The 14,274-nt window shown below is 69.1% G+C and carries 16 protein-coding genes; 7 read left to right on the top strand and 9 right to left on the bottom strand.

The genetic code is table 11. The annotated features are described in order from the left end of the window. Entirely contained in the window at positions 1-432 is a 432-nt protein-coding gene (locus ACH35V_RS16410) for a hypothetical protein (RefSeq protein WP_395973175.1), read from the bottom strand. A gap of 231 nt (positions 433-663) precedes the next feature. Between ACH35V_RS16410 and ACH35V_RS16405 the strand changes: the two genes are divergently transcribed. Both ACH35V_RS16405 and ACH35V_RS16400 read left to right on the top strand, forming a co-directional pair. Further along, positions 664-2,217, top strand: a complete 1,554-nt coding sequence (locus ACH35V_RS16405; RefSeq protein ID WP_395973174.1) for an LCCL domain-containing protein — start codon at positions 664-666, stop codon at positions 2,215-2,217. Positions 2,218-2,327: 110 nt separating this feature from the next. After that, positions 2,328-2,702: a hypothetical protein gene (locus ACH35V_RS16400; protein ID WP_395973172.1), complete on the top strand. Its 375-nt coding sequence runs from the start codon at positions 2,328-2,330 to the stop codon at positions 2,700-2,702. 16 nt (positions 2,703-2,718) lie between these two features. Here ACH35V_RS16400 and ACH35V_RS16395 read toward each other — a convergent pair whose 3' ends face one another. Together ACH35V_RS16395 and ACH35V_RS16390 are read right to left on the bottom strand one after the other, a co-directional pair. Then, positions 2,719-3,231 carry a GNAT family N-acetyltransferase gene (locus ACH35V_RS16395; protein WP_395973170.1) on the bottom strand — a complete coding sequence of 171 codons (513 nt, stop codon included), beginning with the start codon at positions 3,229-3,231 and terminating at the stop codon, positions 2,719-2,721. Positions 3,232-3,356: 125 nt separating this feature from the next. After that, a complete protein-coding gene (locus ACH35V_RS16390; protein ID WP_395973169.1) occupies positions 3,357-3,824 on the bottom strand; it encodes a MarR family winged helix-turn-helix transcriptional regulator in 468 nt (155 codons plus the stop codon). A 61-nt stretch (positions 3,825-3,885) separates the two neighbouring features. Between ACH35V_RS16390 and ACH35V_RS16385 the strand changes: the two genes are divergently transcribed. After that, complete coding sequence (locus ACH35V_RS16385; RefSeq protein ID WP_395973167.1) at positions 3,886-4,425, top strand: GNAT family N-acetyltransferase; 540 nt, start codon at positions 3,886-3,888, stop codon at positions 4,423-4,425. Here the strand turns inward: ACH35V_RS16385 and ACH35V_RS16380 are convergent. Both ACH35V_RS16380 and ACH35V_RS16375 read right to left on the bottom strand, forming a co-directional pair. Next, positions 4,412-5,200: an SDR family NAD(P)-dependent oxidoreductase gene (locus ACH35V_RS16380; protein WP_395973165.1), complete on the bottom strand. Its 789-nt coding sequence runs from the start codon at positions 5,198-5,200 to the stop codon at positions 4,412-4,414. The two genes, ACH35V_RS16385 and ACH35V_RS16380, sit on opposite strands and share 14 nt — an antisense overlap. A 14-nt stretch (positions 5,201-5,214) precedes the next feature. Further along, a complete protein-coding gene (locus tag ACH35V_RS16375; RefSeq protein ID WP_395973164.1) occupies positions 5,215-5,991 on the bottom strand; it encodes an alpha/beta fold hydrolase in 777 nt (258 codons plus the stop codon). A gap of 109 nt (positions 5,992-6,100) precedes the next feature. Here ACH35V_RS16375 and ACH35V_RS16370 point away from each other — a divergent pair, with 109 nt between their 5' ends. Next, entirely contained in the window at positions 6,101-6,967 is an 867-nt protein-coding gene (locus ACH35V_RS16370) for a helix-turn-helix transcriptional regulator (protein ID WP_395973163.1), read from the top strand. 34 nt (positions 6,968-7,001) lie between these two features. Here the strand turns inward: ACH35V_RS16370 and ACH35V_RS16365 are convergent, their stop codons facing one another. From ACH35V_RS16365 to ACH35V_RS16355, 3 genes are all read right to left on the bottom strand, one after another. Further along, positions 7,002-8,141, bottom strand: a complete 1,140-nt coding sequence (locus ACH35V_RS16365; protein ID WP_395973161.1) for a methyltransferase — start codon at positions 8,139-8,141, stop codon at positions 7,002-7,004. A 4-nt stretch (positions 8,142-8,145) separates the two neighbouring features. After that, positions 8,146-9,030 carry a helix-turn-helix transcriptional regulator gene (locus ACH35V_RS16360; protein WP_395973159.1) on the bottom strand — a complete coding sequence of 295 codons (885 nt, stop codon included), beginning with the start codon at positions 9,028-9,030 and terminating at the stop codon, positions 8,146-8,148. 114 nt (positions 9,031-9,144) lie between these two features. Beyond that, the gene (locus ACH35V_RS16355) at positions 9,145-9,801 is read right to left on the bottom strand and encodes a DUF4097 family beta strand repeat-containing protein (RefSeq protein WP_395973158.1); all 657 of its coding nucleotides are present in this window, start codon (positions 9,799-9,801) and stop codon (positions 9,145-9,147) included. Between the two features lie 275 nt (positions 9,802-10,076). Here ACH35V_RS16355 and ACH35V_RS16350 point away from each other — a divergent pair, with 275 nt between their 5' ends. Further along, the gene (locus ACH35V_RS16350) at positions 10,077-11,483 is read left to right on the top strand and encodes an MFS transporter (RefSeq protein ID WP_395973156.1); all 1,407 of its coding nucleotides are present in this window, start codon (positions 10,077-10,079) and stop codon (positions 11,481-11,483) included. Positions 11,484-11,485: 2 nt separating this feature from the next. Beyond that, complete coding sequence (locus ACH35V_RS16345) at positions 11,486-12,247, top strand: SDR family NAD(P)-dependent oxidoreductase (RefSeq protein WP_395973155.1); 762 nt, start codon at positions 11,486-11,488, stop codon at positions 12,245-12,247. Positions 12,248-12,254: 7 nt separating this feature from the next. Here ACH35V_RS16345 and ACH35V_RS16340 read toward each other — a convergent pair whose 3' ends face one another. After that, a complete protein-coding gene (locus ACH35V_RS16340) occupies positions 12,255-12,617 on the bottom strand; it encodes a nuclear transport factor 2 family protein (protein ID WP_395973154.1) in 363 nt (120 codons plus the stop codon). 170 nt (positions 12,618-12,787) lie between these two features. Here ACH35V_RS16340 and ACH35V_RS16335 point away from each other — a divergent pair, with 170 nt between their 5' ends. Continuing rightward, positions 12,788-14,260 carry an AlkA N-terminal domain-containing protein gene (locus ACH35V_RS16335; RefSeq protein ID WP_395973153.1) on the top strand — a complete coding sequence of 491 codons (1,473 nt, stop codon included), beginning with the start codon at positions 12,788-12,790 and terminating at the stop codon, positions 14,258-14,260. Positions 14,261-14,274 lie beyond the last annotated feature (14 nt).

The following is a 14,274-nucleotide window of genomic DNA, read 5'->3' as shown; positions in this document are numbered from 1 at the left end:
TCAGGCGACCTTCGTGTAGATGATGTCGAAGTCGTGTTCCCAGGTCTCGTTGTCGAGCGACTTCTCCCAGGCGGCCTGGATGGTGCGACCGTCGTCGCTGAGCGTCCCGGAGAACCGCTGGTCGAAGCTCGGCGCGTCCCGCCACATCTTCCACAGGCCGTTGTCGAACGTCATCTGGTAGACGCGCGACACCCCACGCGAGTCGTAGTAGAGGACCGTGTAGACATCGGACGAGTCGTCCCGGCTGACGAGCTGCGTGGCAGTCGGGAAGGGTGGCGGCGATTCCGAGTGAATGCGCAGGAAGGCCCCGTCCTCAAGCCATTCGCACGTGACCGCCGCCTCCGCCTCCTCGAAGGTCGGAATACGAATCGTCCATTCTCCGAGCAGCGGCTTCAGCGGCTCCAGCGCCGGATTCGGCGGCAACGTTGTCATGGCATGCCCTCCACTTCCCGTCGCCGAGTCACGGCCCGGCCCGACTGGGCCTCCTACGCTACCGGTCGTCTACCGGTCGTCTACCGGTTCAAAGTGGGAGATAGGGGTGCGGGCCGTGGCCTGCCCGTTGCGCACCGGCCGGGAGTTCGCCATTTCATGATCAGTTCTCCGGCGGCCTGTCATAGCGTGGGCGGTATCGAATGGTTCGCAGCGAGATGCGGAGGGTGGCGGATGATCAACCCGGGGCTGGTGCTGGCGGGACGGTACCGGCTGGTCCAGCCGCTGGGCGCGGGTGGCTTCGGAGAGGTCTGGCGGGGCCTGGACGAGCGCCTGGAGCGCGAGGTGGCGGTGAAGGTCCTGCTCGGCGCCGGCGAGGAGGACGGGCAGGCCGCCCGGCTCTTCGAGCGCGAGGCCAAGGTCGGCGCGAAGCTGACGCATCCGGGGATCACCGTGGTGCACGACGTCGGGGTCGACTCTTCATGCCGGTTCGTGGTGATGGAACTGCTCACCGGCCGCAACCTGGCTGCCGAACTGGAGGCGGCTCCCCAGGGGCTGGGGGTCGCCGAGGTCGCGGAGTGGGGGGCCCAAGTGGCGGACGCGCTGGCGGCGGCGCACGGCGCCGGGGTCGTGCACCGCGACATCAAGCCGGCCAACCTCATGCTGCTGGACAGCCGGCGCGTCAAGGTCTGTGACTTCGGGATCGCCCGAGCCGCCGCGGCTACGGCCAGCGTGACCGCTCAGGGGTTCGCCTCCCTGGCCTACGCGGCCCCCGAGCAGCTCTCGAACGAGACCGTGGACGGACGCGCGGACCTGTATTCGCTGGGCTGCACCCTGTACCACCTGTTGACCGGGAGCCCGCCGTTCACCGGAGACACCCACGCCGCGATTCTGGCCGGGCACCTGTCGAGGTCGCCCGCCCCGCCGAGCCTGCTGCGCGCCGAGATCCCCTCCGCGTTGGACGACGTCGTCGTGGAATTGCTGGCCAAAAGTCCCGCCCAGCGCCCGGACGACGCGTCCGCGCTCGCCGACCGGCTGCGCACCGCCTCACTCGGGCAGGGGCCGTCCACTGCGCGGACGCGGCGGCTGGTGACGGAGGACGTGCCATATTCGCAGGCCGCGGAGCCTGTCTATATCGGCCCTATGAGCTGGAGCGCCACAGCGTCGATCTTTCGTGGGCGTGATTATGAGGTTTTCACTGTTGAGTTCCCGTCTGGGGGGTCCATCGATGATGGAGACGTCTGGGGAAACAGGACCTACACCGACGATTCCTCCATCGGGCTGGCCGCCGTCCATGCCGGGATCATCACCGTTCAACATGGAGGCTCCGTCACCTTCGAAATCCGTCCTGGTGAAGGGGCCTATGGCTCGGCGATAAGCAACGGCATCGAGTCCTCCTCCTGGGGAGACTGGCACGGCAGCTTCGTATTTCCCGAGAACCAAGTAAGCGGGGGTGCGGGTCCGCAGGTGGAGGGCCCGGTCTACGTCGGCCCTATGAGCTGGAGCGCCACAGCGTCGGCCTTTCGTGGGCGTGATTATGAGGTCTTCACTGTCGAGTTCCCGTCTGGGGGGACCATCGATGATGGAGATGTCTGGGGGAACAAGACCTACACCGACGATTCCTCGATCGGCCTGGCCGCCGTCCATGCCGGAATCATCACCCTTCAAGGCGGAGGTCTCGTCACGTTTGAAATCCGTCCCGGAAAAAGGTTCTACGGCTCGGCGAAACGCAGCGGGATCGAGTCAAGCCGCTGGGGACGCTGGCATGGCAGCTTCGTGTTCCACTGACGACCCGGCCGACCCTCGTTGCCTCAGACGCTGGGCCGTCCGCCTGCTGGAGGAGAGCGGGTGACGCGGTCCGGGACCGGTCTCGGAGGGTATGCGGAAGGGTGGCCCGTATGGTTCTGAGAAGGTTCCGCCGCGGGCTGCGGAGTGCGGGCCGCGATGACGCGAGTAAGGGCGGGGTTTCACGCGAAGCGCAGGTGTACATCAACCTGTCCGACGAGGGGCGCACGCACAAATGCTCGCCCGAGTTCGTCAACGATCTGTGCGACAGGATCATGCCTCCCGCGGTGGAGGAGCTGAACCGCCGTCTCGGTCAGGGGTGGGCGCGTGAGATCGAACCCTGGCTCGTTCTCGAAGGCCCGGCCCTCACCTTCAAAATCCTGCTCGTGAAGCTGGACGGGTTGGAGCTGATCGATATGTCCACGCTCGTGAACGAGGTGTTCAACGAGTATTGGGAAAGGGAGATCGACCGCATTCCTCCCGAGTAGCCGGTCGGGTGCGGCGTCAGCGGGCGGGGCGTTCGTAGAGGAGTTCGCGGCCGTCCTCGTCGTCCCATTGCTCGCCGACCTCGGTGAAGCCGTGGCCCGCGATCGTGGCGAGAGACGCGGCGTTGCCAGGGCTGATCGACGCGCGGACCGTCGTGACGGACGGTTCGGACGCGGCGCGGTCGAGCAGGGCGGCGAGCATCGCTTTCGCGTAGCCGCGGCGGCGGTGGGCGGGGTCGACGGAGTAGGCGATCTCGACCGTCCCGCTGGCGTCGGGCGCGCCGTGAAAGCCCGCGTGGCCGACGACGATTCCTTCTGGTTCCGCGACGACGGCGCGGACTATCCAGCGCGCGTGTTCCGGTTCGCGGGCGAGCTGGCCGAGCCGGAATCGCCAGAGGAATTTCGCCTCTTCGGTGACGAAGTATTCGGTGAGTGGGATTCCGGCGGCGGCGCTCGCGGTCGATGTGTCGTCGTCGAGCAGCGCTTTCATCGCTGATCGGGGCAGCTCGACGAAGCGGATGGCAGGTGGCATGGGCGGCTCCTCGGGTCGGAGCCGCCCAGTTTATGTCGGGCTTTCCGACGGTGAGAAACGCATTTAGCGGCGGCGGATCTTCGCGTAGTGGTCGACCAGGCGGCTGCTGGACGGCCCGCAGCCGATCATGTTGCTTGCGCTTGTGAGCGCAGGCGGGCTGCGTGGTAGGTCTGGTTGTCCAGCGCGCGTTGCAGGAACGTCTCGATGACCTCTAGTTCGGCGATGGTGAAGCGGCGCAGCTCGGCCAGGGCATCGGTCACTATTGGTCCCCAGATCTCCTGGCTGAGCAGGTCGGCCTGGTCGGTCAGGTGGACCAGGACGCGGCGCCGGTCCGCCTCATCGCGGACTCGCCGGGCCAGGCCCGCCCGCTCCAAGCGGTCGATGGCGGTGGTGGCCGCGCCTCCGGTCAGTCCGGCGGCGGCGGCCAGTTCGCTCGCGGTGAGCGGGCCGCGCGCGGTGAGCCGGCTCAGACATCGCAGGTCGGTGCGGTTGACGCCCAGGCGCCGGGCCGCCAGCTCATCGATCAGGTCGGTGGCGTCCTGCAGCTCCTGAACGGCCCTGGCGATGGCGCCCGCTCTCAGTTCCTTTGACAATCTAATCCTTAGAAAGTTAAATCAATCGGGTTGTCGAAGTCTAACCCCGAGGGAGGCGGTCGTGCCAGAACACCGGTTGCACCTGCGCCAGGCGATGGCGAGCGATGTTCCCGCTCTGCTGTCGCTGATGGACTCCGTCCTGAAGTGGCTGGTGGCCCAGGGGCGACCCGAGCAGTGGGGGACGGTGCCGTTCTCGCAGCAAGCGGCCTTCCCGGAGCGGGTCGCCGACTGGACGTCTCAAGGCGTCATCACCATCGCGGAGCGGGGCGGTGCTTGTGTCGGGCTTCTGGCTGCTGCGCCCGTCGTCCCGCCGCGCATTCCCGATGGCGTGGTGCCTGAAGGGTCGATGTTTATCCACAGTGTGATGACCGACCGTGGGCCTGGCGGGCGCGGTGTAGGTTCGGCTCTGCTGGCCCACGCCGAGCACCTTGCGAAAGCGCAGGGCGCGCCCGCTCTGGCCCTGGATCACTGGGCGGGCAGCCCTGAACTCGGACGCATCTACGACGAACACGGCTACGTCCGGGTCGCCGAATACACCGATGGGCAAGGTGAGAGCGCCGTCCGCAACCTTGTGCGGGTTCAGCGTCTCAAGGGGAGGTGAGTTCTTCGGAGAGGGCGCGGAGGCGGGCGCGGGCTTCGGGGTCGTATGCCTGGGCGTCGGCTCGGGCTTCCTGGAGGCCGTCGAAGAAGCGTCCTGTGACGTCGTCCAAGGCGGGGTCGGTGACGAGACGGTGCGTCGCGCGCATTCCTTCTTCTAGCGTGCTGATCGGTGATGAGACCATCTTCGTCGGCATGTAGGTGGCCGGGTGGAGGGCGTTCGCGGTGACGCCCGTCCCGGCCAATTCGGCGGCCAGGTCGATGGTGAACAGGATTTGCGCGAGCTTGCTCTGGCAGTAGGCCCGCGTCCCGCTGTATCCACGGGTGATCATGACGTCGTCGAAGTCGATGGCGCGCTGGCCGAGGCTGCTCACGTTGACGATCCGCGCCGGCGCCGACGAGATGAAGGTGGGAAGGAGGAGCCGGGTGAGCAGGTAGCCGGACAGGTAGTTCACCTGGAATGTCAGCTCGTGCCCGTCGGCGCTTTCGCGGCGCGGGCCGTCGTTGCCGATTCCGGCGTTGTTGACCAGCACGTCCAGGCGGGGATGGTCGGCGCGGACGGCCGCGGCCAGCGCGCGGGTCTCGGCCAGGGACGACAGGTCGGCGCGGTACCAGGACGCGCGGCCGCCGAGCTCCTGCAGGGTCGCCTTGCCGCGCTGGTCGTCCCGTCCGTGGACGAGGACCGTCGCGCCTTCGGCGGCGAGTTCGGCGGCCAGCGCGCGGCCCAGTCCATCCGTCGCGCCGGTGATGAGGATGGTCTGCTGATCGATGGAACGCATTACTCCATGGTCCGCTATGGCCGGTCGAGGAAGTCCCTTATGAGCTTCGTGAATTCGTCGGGCCGTTCCATCATCGCCACGTGGCCGGTGTCGAGCTCGGTGTACTCGGCGCCCGGGATGGTGCGGACGAATTCGCGGTGGTTCTCGACGGGGACGGTCTGGTCACGGGTGCAGCCGATGACGAGCGTGGGGGCCTCGATGCGCGGGAGCAGGTCGCGGACGTCCAGCCGCTGGACGAGGTCGAGCTGGCGTAGCCGCGCGTCGGTGGGCTGCATGAAGCCGCGCATCTGCTCGGCGCCATCGTGGCCGATCGCGTTGAGGAACTGGGGGCTGCAGGCGGTCAGCGTGCCGAGGCGTCCGAACGCGTCGGGGTCGGAGGAGAGGCCCAGCCAGGTGGTCATCAGCTGCCGGACGTACTCGTCGCCCGCGTGGTTCAGCCCGGCGACGGGGATCAGCCGGCGGACGAGGTCCGGACGCAGCGCGGCGGCAGCGGCGGCCGTGGGCGCGCCGAGCGAGAAGCCGACGACGTCGGCGGGCCCGGCCCCGGCGTCCTCGATCACGGCGTTGACCTGGGTTGCGAGGGCCTCGATGGTCAGCGGGGAGCCGTCGTCCTCGGCGGGGTCGGAGCCGGCGAGGTCGGGCAGGATCACGGTGTGGTCGGCGGAGAGGGCGCCGGACCAGCCGTCCCACATGGCCGACCCGGGGCCCACGCCGTGGACCAGGACGACGGCGGGCCCGGAGCCCTCCGTGCGGTAGGCGATGCGGGCGTTTCCAACGGTGAGTTTCGTCATGCGTTCAACGCTGCCCGCCCCGGGCGGCGATGAGGAGCGGACCGCTTTGGCTAGGACAAGCGATCCCAGGCTGCGCTCCCGGCGATCACGGATCATGGACGGTATGGGCATGGACCACGGTTTGGGCACGAACCGACGCGAACTCGCCGATTTCCTCCGCCGTTCCCGGGAGCGGCTGCGCCCGCAGGAGGTCGGCCTCGCGGCCGGGCCTAGGCGCCGGACGCCGGGGCTGCGCCGCGAGGAGGTGTCGCAGCTCGCGGGTATGTCCGCCGACTACTACATGCGGCTTGAGCAGGCGCGGAGCCCGCAGCCGTCGGCGCAGATGCTCGGCGCGCTGGCACGTGCGCTGCGGCTGACGGAGGACGAACGCGACCATTTGTACGTCCTGGCTGGGCATCGTCCGCCTGCGGGGCCGTTCGCGGGCGAGCACGTCCGGCCGGGGCTGTTGTATCTGCTCGATCGGCTGCATGAGACGCCTGCGCAGATCGTTGGGGACCTTGGGGACGTCCTGGCGCAGAACGTCCTAGCCGAATCGCTATTCGGTTGTGTGTGCACGGTGGAGCCGGGTGACCGGAACATGGTGTGGCGGTGGTTCACCGATCCGTTCGTCCGAGAGGCGTACCCGCCGGACGAGCACGACCACTACAGCCGCCTGCACGTCGCCGATCTGCGTGCCAGCGTGGCGCGGCGCGGCAACGACGCTGTTGCGTCCGGGCTTGTTCGGCGCCTACACGACGCTAGCGACGAGTTCGCTGAGCTTTGGAAGCGGCATGAGGTGGCTGTGCGCCGCACCAGCCGCATGAGGGTCCTGCATCCGGAGGTCGGGGCGATCGAGTTCGACGCGGAGACGCTGCTCACCCCGGCCGAAGATCAGCGGGTGGTCGTCTTCACGCCGCCGCCCGGAAGCCCCACCATCGAGGCCCTCGAACTCTTGCAGGTCATAGGGCCCGAGACCGCCCACCGCAGCCACGTCTGACTCGGGCTCAGCGGGCTCAGCGCGCTCAGTGGGCTCAGCGGGCCGGCCTCAAGCGCCAGAGGGTCGTCGTCTCGGCGGCGCGGGCGGCGTGGAGAGGGTCGTCGGGGTCGGCAGCGCGCGGGTGCGTCGGCTTGGTGTCGCGCCGTCCGGCGACCTCTAGGCCAGACGACTCGATCAGCTTGAGCAGGTCGTCGCGGGTGCGGAGCCCTAGGAGTTCGGCAAGGTCGGAGAGGATCAGCCAACCCTCGCCGTCCGGTTCAAGATGTTCGGTGAGGCCGTTGAGGAAACCGTGAAGCATCCGGCCGCCAGGGTCGTAGACGGCGTGTTCGAGGGGTGAGCTGGGTTTCGCCGGTAGCCAGGGCGGGTTGCAGACGATGAGCCCGGCGCGTCCTTCTGGAAACAGGTCGGCCTGGACGACTTCGACCTGTTTCGCCACATCCAAGCGGGTGAGGTTCTCCTGGGCGCAGGCAAGCGCGCGCGGGTCGTGGTCCGTGGCGACGACTCGTCCCATACCGCGACGGGCTAGAACGGCCGCCAGGACGCCTGTGCCCGTCCCGATGTCGAACGCCTTGGTCGTCGGTGGGAGTGGTGCTTCGGCTACCAGATCTACGTACTCTCCTCTGACTGGCGAGAACACTCCGTAGTGCGGATGTATCCGATCGTTGCCCAACGCGGGAATGGGTACGCCCTTCTCACGCCATTCATGGGCGCCGATCAGTCCGAGCAGTTCGCGCAAGGACGTCACGTAGGGCCGGTCGTCCGGCCCGTACACCTGCGTACACGCGTCCTGGACGTCGGGTGCGCGGCGTAGCGGAATCACGTGTCCTGGGTCGAACGGGATGAGCAGCATGGCGAGCGTCCGCGCGCGCTGGGCGCGTGCCTGGCGGTAGAGGTGGAACGCCTGTACCTGGGACGGTTCCTCCTTGCGTTTGCGTCGCCGCGCCATCGTCGGAGGACGGTCGATACGGCGCGCCATCGCGTTGAGTAGCTGCCGCGCGTTCTGGAAGTCGCCGCGCCACAGCAGCGCGGTGCCTTCGCAGGCCAGCCGGTAGGCGTCGTCCGCCCGGGTCTCGTCGTCGGCGATCGTCACGCGCCGGGGCGGCGGGGCGCCGCTCTCCGACCGCCAGCGGACGCGCTGGTCCCGGCCGTCCTCCCGCCAGGAGATCTCGTCCACGAACTCACGGTATCGCTGCGGAGGCTATGAGGTCGGCGCTGGAGAGGTGGGCGGACTGGGCGGACGCCTCCGCGAGCCTCCGCAGCGCCTTCTCCGAGGCCGAGCCCGGTTCGGCCGCGTACAGCATGAGGCGGCTGAGGTCGGGGTTGCCGGGCAGGTGCAGCGTCTCGAATGGCAGGACGAGCCGTCCGACCTGCGGATGGTCGATGCGGGCCTCGCCGTGCGTCAGGTCCGTCACGTGGTGCGCCTCCCACAGGGACGCGAACTCGGGGCTCCGGTCGCGGAGGGTGTCGATGAGGGCGCGCAGGCGCGGATCGTTCGGGTCCTGGCCGGAACGGAACCGCAGGTAGGCGACGTTGCGGCGGGCGACGTCCGGCCAGTTGTCGCCCAGCCGCGCCTTGTAGTCGTCGTTCAGGTGGATCTGGTGCGACCAGGTTCGTTCTTCTGGCGGGACGGCGGCGAGGTCGACGAACACGGCGGCGGTCAGCCGGTTCCACGCGACCACGTTCGTGTAGTGGCCCACGATGTACGCGGGCGCGTGGGTGATCGAGTCGAGCAGGTGCTGGAGCGGGGCGCGCAGGCGGGGCGGGCCCTGGACGGGCGTCCGGCGGGGCGGGTGCGCGAGGCGGTGCAGGTGCGCGTGCTCGTCGCCGTCCAGGCGCAGCGCCCGCGCGATCGCGTCCAGGACCTCGGCGGACACGCCGTCCGCCGTGCCCTGTTCGAGCCGGATGTAGTAGGCGACGCTGACGCCCGCGAGCTGCGCCAGCTCCTCCCGCCGCAGGCCGGGCACGCGCCGCCGCGTCCCGTACGACGGGACGCCCGCGTCCTCGGGCCGCAGCCGCGCCCGCCGCGACTTGAGGAACTCGCCCAGCTCAGGATTCCGCGCCATGCCGCCGAGGCTACGCGCCGTGGCACCGAGGTCATCCACAGGGCCGCCGAGGTCATCCACGGGGCGGTCGAGGTTACCCGCGGGCCGCCGAGGTCATTCGCAACGCCACCGAGGTCATCCGCCGGGCTTGACGTTGATGTCGCCGTTGTCGGTGGTCAGGTCGAGGCGGTGCGGGGCGGACGCGTCGTTGGCGATCCCGATCGTCGGGTCGCCGTTGTCGGTGCGCGCGGACACGCGGTAGCGGCCCGCCGGGACGGTCACGGTCACGCCGCCGTTGGACGTCACCGCGCGGATGTTCTGCGGTTTCGCCGGAGTAAGGACGATCTTCCCGTTGTCGGTTCGGACGTCGACGCCGTCGCCCTTGAGCCCGCGTCCTTCGATCTTTCCGTTGTCGGTCTTCGCCTTGACGGACCCGGCGACGTCGTCCAGGTGGATGGAGCCCGAATCGGTCGACACGTTCACCGCGCCTACCCTGGACAGTTTGATCGAGCCGTTGTCCGTGGCGCCGTCCACGGGAAGGCCCGCTGGAACGTCGATCGTGTAGCGGACCGAGCAGTTGTTGCCGCAGCCGCGAAGCTTCAAAACACCGTTCTCGACGCGATGCGTCTGGCCGGTCGGCTTGTCGCCGCGATACTCGACCGTCCGGCGCAGGGACGCCTTGGACGCACCGCCACGCAACGTCACGCTGCCCGAATCAATGTTGTCGAGGTGCACCGCCTTGATTTCGCCGTCGAGCGTGGCGTTGTCATCGAAAGTCGAAGCGAAAGCCATGCCGCACGCGCCAAGAGTGGTCGCGCCGACCGCGGCTAGGACGAGAACTGAAAACTGGCGACGCACGGATTCCTCCTGTTGACCCTAGGCCCTAGGCCTGAATGCTGTTGAGCCTAGAAAGGCGAGGGTCGAACAGCCTTCACGCCAGGGAACGAGGTTCGTCCTGGCTCCCAGGTGCCGGTGCACGCCGCCGGTGGTCTCCTAGCCTGCTACTGCCGGTAGTACTAAAGAGCGGTGGCTGGGTGGCCGTGCCCAGCGCGGCGATCGTCTGTGGCATGACAGCACTGACCACCACCGCCGTATCCGCCCCCTCTGGACGGATGTCTTCGCGGCACAAGCTGGTACTGACCCTTCTGCTCGGCGCGCAGTTCATGCTCGCCATCGATTTCTCCATCCTGAACGTGGCGCTGCCCGTCGTCGGCCGGGGCCTGGGCTTCGGCCTGGACGAGTTGCAGTGGATCGCGACCGCTTTCGCTCTTCCGGCCGCCGGTTTCACGCTTCTGTTCGGTCGCGTAGCCGATTTGTTCGGACGGCGCCGGATGCTGCTCGCAGGCATGGCTCTCTTGGCCGGAGGGTCCTTGGTCGGCGGGTTCGCTACGTCACCGGCGATGCTGCTGACCGGACGGGTTCTCCAGGGGCTCGCCACTGCGATCGCCACACCGGCGGCCCTGTCGCTGCTCACCACGTCCTTCCCGGAAGGCCCGCTGCGGACGCGGGCGCTCGGACTCAGCGGCGCGCTGATGTCCGCCGGTTTCACCGTGGGCGCGATCCTCGGCGGCGTGCTCACGGACGTCCTGAGCTGGCGCTGGGCCTTCCTGATCAACGTGCCGGTCGCGGCGGTGATCCTCGCCGTGATCCCGGCCGTGGTCGCCGAGAGCCGCTCGCAGGACAGGGCGAAGCTGGACGTTCCCGGCGCGGTGACCGTGACCGGCGGCCTCCTCGCCCTCGTGTACGGGATCACGACCGCCGCCGAACACGGCTGGGGGTCGGCGCCGGCGCTCGGCACGCTGGCCGCGGCCGCCGTCCTGCTCATCGCGTTCGTGCTGGTAGAGCGGCGTTCACCGGCTCCGCTCGCACCGCTCGGTGTCCTGACGCGCCGGACCGTCACCTGGGGCAACGTGGGCGGCTTCGTGGCGTTCGCAACGGAAACGTCCCTGGTGTTCCTGATGACGCTCTACCTGCAGAAAGTCCTGGGCTTCTCGCCGCTGGCCACCGGGCTCGCGCTCGGCGTCCTCGGCGCCGGGACGTTCGCCGGAGGCGTCGCCGCGCCCCGGATCATGGCACGGCTAGGCGGCCGCACGACCCTCGTCTCCGGGCTCGTCCTCCAGGCGGCGGCGACCGCGGCGCTGCTCGGACTTGGCGAGTCGCGCGACGGGCTTGCGCTGCTCCTCGTCGCGACCGCCGTCGGGGGATTCGGGAACCTTGTCGCGATCGTCGCGTTCATGGGGACGGCGACGTCCGGGCTGCCGGACGGCGAGCAGGGCCTCGCGACCGGCCTCGCCACGATGACGCAGCAGGTCGCCATCACGCTCGGGATACCCGTGATGAGCGCCGTGGCCACGGCGAACGCGTCCGTCCTCGGCGGCGTCCACGTCGCGACGGCCGCGAACGTCGTGATCGTCCTCGCCGGGGCGGCCCTCGTCCGGACGTTCCTCCGCGCCCCGCGCTCTGAAAGGGTTTGATCATGGATCTGAAGCTCGGCGGCAAGGTCGTCATCGTCACCGGCGCGTCCGCCGGGATCGGCGCGGCGACCGCGGAACTCCTCGCGGACGAGGGCGCGCACGTCGTCGGCGTCGCCCGCAGGCCGTTGGACGGGGGCGTCGCCGCCGACCTGACCGACCCCGCCGCCGCCCAGCGCGTCGTGGACGCCGCGCTGGAGCGGCACGGGCGGCTGGACGGCCTGGTCAACAACGCCGGAGCCCTCGAATCCCGGATCGGCTTCCTCGACGTGACCGACGCCCAATGGCATGCCACGTTCGAGCTGAACTTCCACGCGGCCGTCCGGATGGCGCGGGCCGCGCTGCCCGCGCTGATCGACCAGGGCGCCGGGAGCATGGTGCACGTGTCCAGCGAGGCCGGACGGTTCCCCGACACGCCACTGGTCGACTATGCGGCGTCCAAGACGGCGTTGCTGTCGGTGTCTAAGACGCTGGCGGGGGAGTTCGGACGCTGCGGCATCCGCTCCAACATCGTCACACCCGGCCCTACGCGAACCCGGCTGTGGGACGAGCCCGGTGGGTTCTCCGACCAGCTCGCCGCCCAATTCGGACTTCCGGTGGAGGAGGCCATAGAACGGTTCGTCCGTGAGGAGCGACGCCTCCCTGTCGGACGGCTCGGCACACCACAGGACGTAGCGCGGGTCATCGTTTACCTGCTGTCCCCATTGGCCGCACAGGTCACCGGCGCCGAATGGACAGTGGACGGCGGCGCACTCCGCCAAATCTGAAACCGTCCTAAGAGGGAATCTTGTCGAGGAACCCATGAACGCGGTCGAAGCGGCCGTCGTCGGCGAAGACCGCCACATCGAACCCGACGACGACCGCCTCACTGCCTTCGGGGCCCAGCTCCCAGGTGAAACGGGCCACGTTGTGGTGCGCGTCCGCGACGCCTGCCGGGCGGAACACCATGCCGGGGAACTGCTGGCGCGCCGCGCCGATGTAGGCGTCGATCGCGTCCCGTCCCTCGGCGACGCCGAGCGGATCGACGTAGACGGGGCTGTCCGTCCACAGTTCGTCGATCGCCGCGCGGCGCGCGGCCGGGTCGGCCTCGTTCCAGACCGCGAGGTAGTCCGCGATCCGCTGCTGAACGTCGGTCATTTCATGACTCCCATCTGATCGGCCGGGTTCGTCCCGGCGACGCCCACTACGCTGCCAAGCCGGAGGCCGCAGATCGATTACCTGGGACGTCATGCCAGCCGGGCGCCGACCAGACGTTGATGTCGGATTCTCGCTAGTGGAACGGGCTGACCATCGGTGATGCTTGGGGCATGCACGAGGACGCGGAGAGATGCCTGCGAGCAGTCAAGGCGAAGGACGCCCGCTTCGACGGATGGTTCTTCATCGCGGTCGTCACCACCGGGATCTACTGCCGCCCGAGCTGCCCGGTCGTGGCGCCCAAACCCGAGAACATGCGCTTCTACCCGAGCGCGGCAGCCGCGCAGCAGGCGGGATTCCGGGCCTGCAAGCGCTGCCGCCCCGACACCTCCCCCGGCTCGCCGGAATGGAACCACCGCGCGGACGCCGTCGCCCGCGCGATGCGGCTCGTCGCCGATGGCGTGGTCGACCGTGAAGGCGTTCCAGGGCTCGCACGGCGACTCGGCTACAGCACGCGCCAAATCGAGCGCCAACTCAACGCCGAACTAGGTGCCGGCCCACTCGCCCTAGCACGGGCCCAGCGTGCCCAGACGGCAAGGCTCCTCATCGAAACGACAACCCTGCCGATGGGTGATGTCGCGTTCGCGGCGGGGTTCGCCAGTATCCGGGCCTTCAACGACACCGTCCGCGAAGTGTTCGCCCTAACACCGACTGAGCTGCGCGACCGTGTCGCCAAGGGACACCCGCCCGCCGGTTCGGGCGCGCTGACGCTGCGGCTGCCGTTCCGGGCGCCGCTCTGCCCGGACAACCTCTTCGGCCACCTCGCCGCCACTGCCGTCCCCGGCGTCGAGGAATGGCGGGACGGCGCGTACCGCCGCGCCATGCGCCTGCCCCACGGGCACGGCATCGCCACCCTGCGGCCCCAGCCGGACCACATCGCCTGCACGCTCACCCTCAGCGACCTGCGCGACCTCACCATCGCGATCAGCCGCTGCCGCTGGATGCTCGACCTCGACGCCGACCCCGTCGCCGTGGACGACCTGCTCCGCACCGACCCCGTCCTCGCACCGCTCGTCGACAAGGCCCCTGGACGGCGCGTCCCGCGAACCGTGGACGCCCCAGAGTTCGCCGTGCGCGCCGTCCTGGGACAGCAGGTCTCGACGGCTGCGGCCCGAACCCATGCAGGACGGCTCGTCACCGCCTACGGCGATCCCATAGACGACCCAGGCGGCGGACTGACCCACCTCTTCCCGACCCCGTCCGCGTTGGCAGAACTCGATCCGGAAGACCTCGCGTTCCCGAAAACGCGCCGCACCACCCTCATAACCCTTGTCGACGCACTCGCGAGCGGTGAAATCGACCTCGGTGTAGGGAGCGACTGGGTTGAGGCCCGCGCGCGCTTGTCCGTCCTTCCCGGGTTCGGTCCGTGGACGATCGAGTCGATCGCGATGCGCGCCCTAGGAGACCCGGACGCGTTCATCCCCAGCGACCTGGGAATCCGCGCCGCCGCCAAGACACTCGACCTGCCCACGACACCTGCGGCCCTTACGCGACGTGCCGCCCAGTGGCGTCCCTGGCGCGCTTACGCCGTCCAATACCTGTGGGCCACAGGCGACCACGCCATCAACCTGCTTCCTGCATCCTGACCCTAGGAAGGAAC

Source organism: Actinomadura sp. 1N219 (genome assembly GCF_044326405.1).
In the GTDB taxonomy this organism is placed as follows: domain Bacteria; phylum Actinomycetota; class Actinomycetes; order Streptosporangiales; family Streptosporangiaceae; genus Spirillospora.
The sequence above is the reverse complement of the archived record's forward strand: the minus strand, read 5'-3'. Positions and strand labels throughout refer to the sequence as shown.

Excerpts from the sequence above, each read along its gene's own strand:
- ACH35V_RS16360 (WP_395973159.1), bottom strand. The coding sequence starts at position 9,030 with ATGGCGCGGAATCCTGAGCTGGGCGAGTTCCTCAAGTCGCGGCGGGCG.
- ACH35V_RS16375 (WP_395973164.1), bottom strand. The coding sequence starts at position 5,991 with ATGACGAAACTCACCGTTGGAAACGCCCGCATCGCCTACCGCACGGAG.
- ACH35V_RS16410 (WP_395973175.1), bottom strand. The coding sequence starts at position 432 with ATGACAACGTTGCCGCCGAATCCGGCGCTGGAGCCGCTGAAGCCGCTG.
- ACH35V_RS16335 (WP_395973153.1), top strand. The coding sequence starts at position 12,788 with ATGCACGAGGACGCGGAGAGATGCCTGCGAGCAGTCAAGGCGAAGGAC.
- ACH35V_RS16350 (WP_395973156.1), top strand. The coding sequence starts at position 10,077 with ATGACAGCACTGACCACCACCGCCGTATCCGCCCCCTCTGGACGGATG.
- ACH35V_RS16395 (WP_395973170.1), bottom strand. The coding sequence starts at position 3,231 with ATGCCACCTGCCATCCGCTTCGTCGAGCTGCCCCGATCAGCGATGAAA.
- ACH35V_RS16400 (WP_395973172.1), top strand. The coding sequence starts at position 2,328 with ATGGTTCTGAGAAGGTTCCGCCGCGGGCTGCGGAGTGCGGGCCGCGAT.
- ACH35V_RS16380 (WP_395973165.1), bottom strand. The coding sequence starts at position 5,200 with ATGCGTTCCATCGATCAGCAGACCATCCTCATCACCGGCGCGACGGAT.
- ACH35V_RS16340 (WP_395973154.1), bottom strand. The coding sequence starts at position 12,617 with ATGACCGACGTTCAGCAGCGGATCGCGGACTACCTCGCGGTCTGGAAC.
- ACH35V_RS16345 (WP_395973155.1), top strand. The coding sequence starts at position 11,486 with ATGGATCTGAAGCTCGGCGGCAAGGTCGTCATCGTCACCGGCGCGTCC.
- ACH35V_RS16370 (WP_395973163.1), top strand. The coding sequence starts at position 6,101 with ATGGACCACGGTTTGGGCACGAACCGACGCGAACTCGCCGATTTCCTC.
- ACH35V_RS16405 (WP_395973174.1), top strand. The coding sequence starts at position 664 with ATGATCAACCCGGGGCTGGTGCTGGCGGGACGGTACCGGCTGGTCCAG.
- ACH35V_RS16355 (WP_395973158.1), bottom strand. The coding sequence starts at position 9,801 with ATGGCTTTCGCTTCGACTTTCGATGACAACGCCACGCTCGACGGCGAA.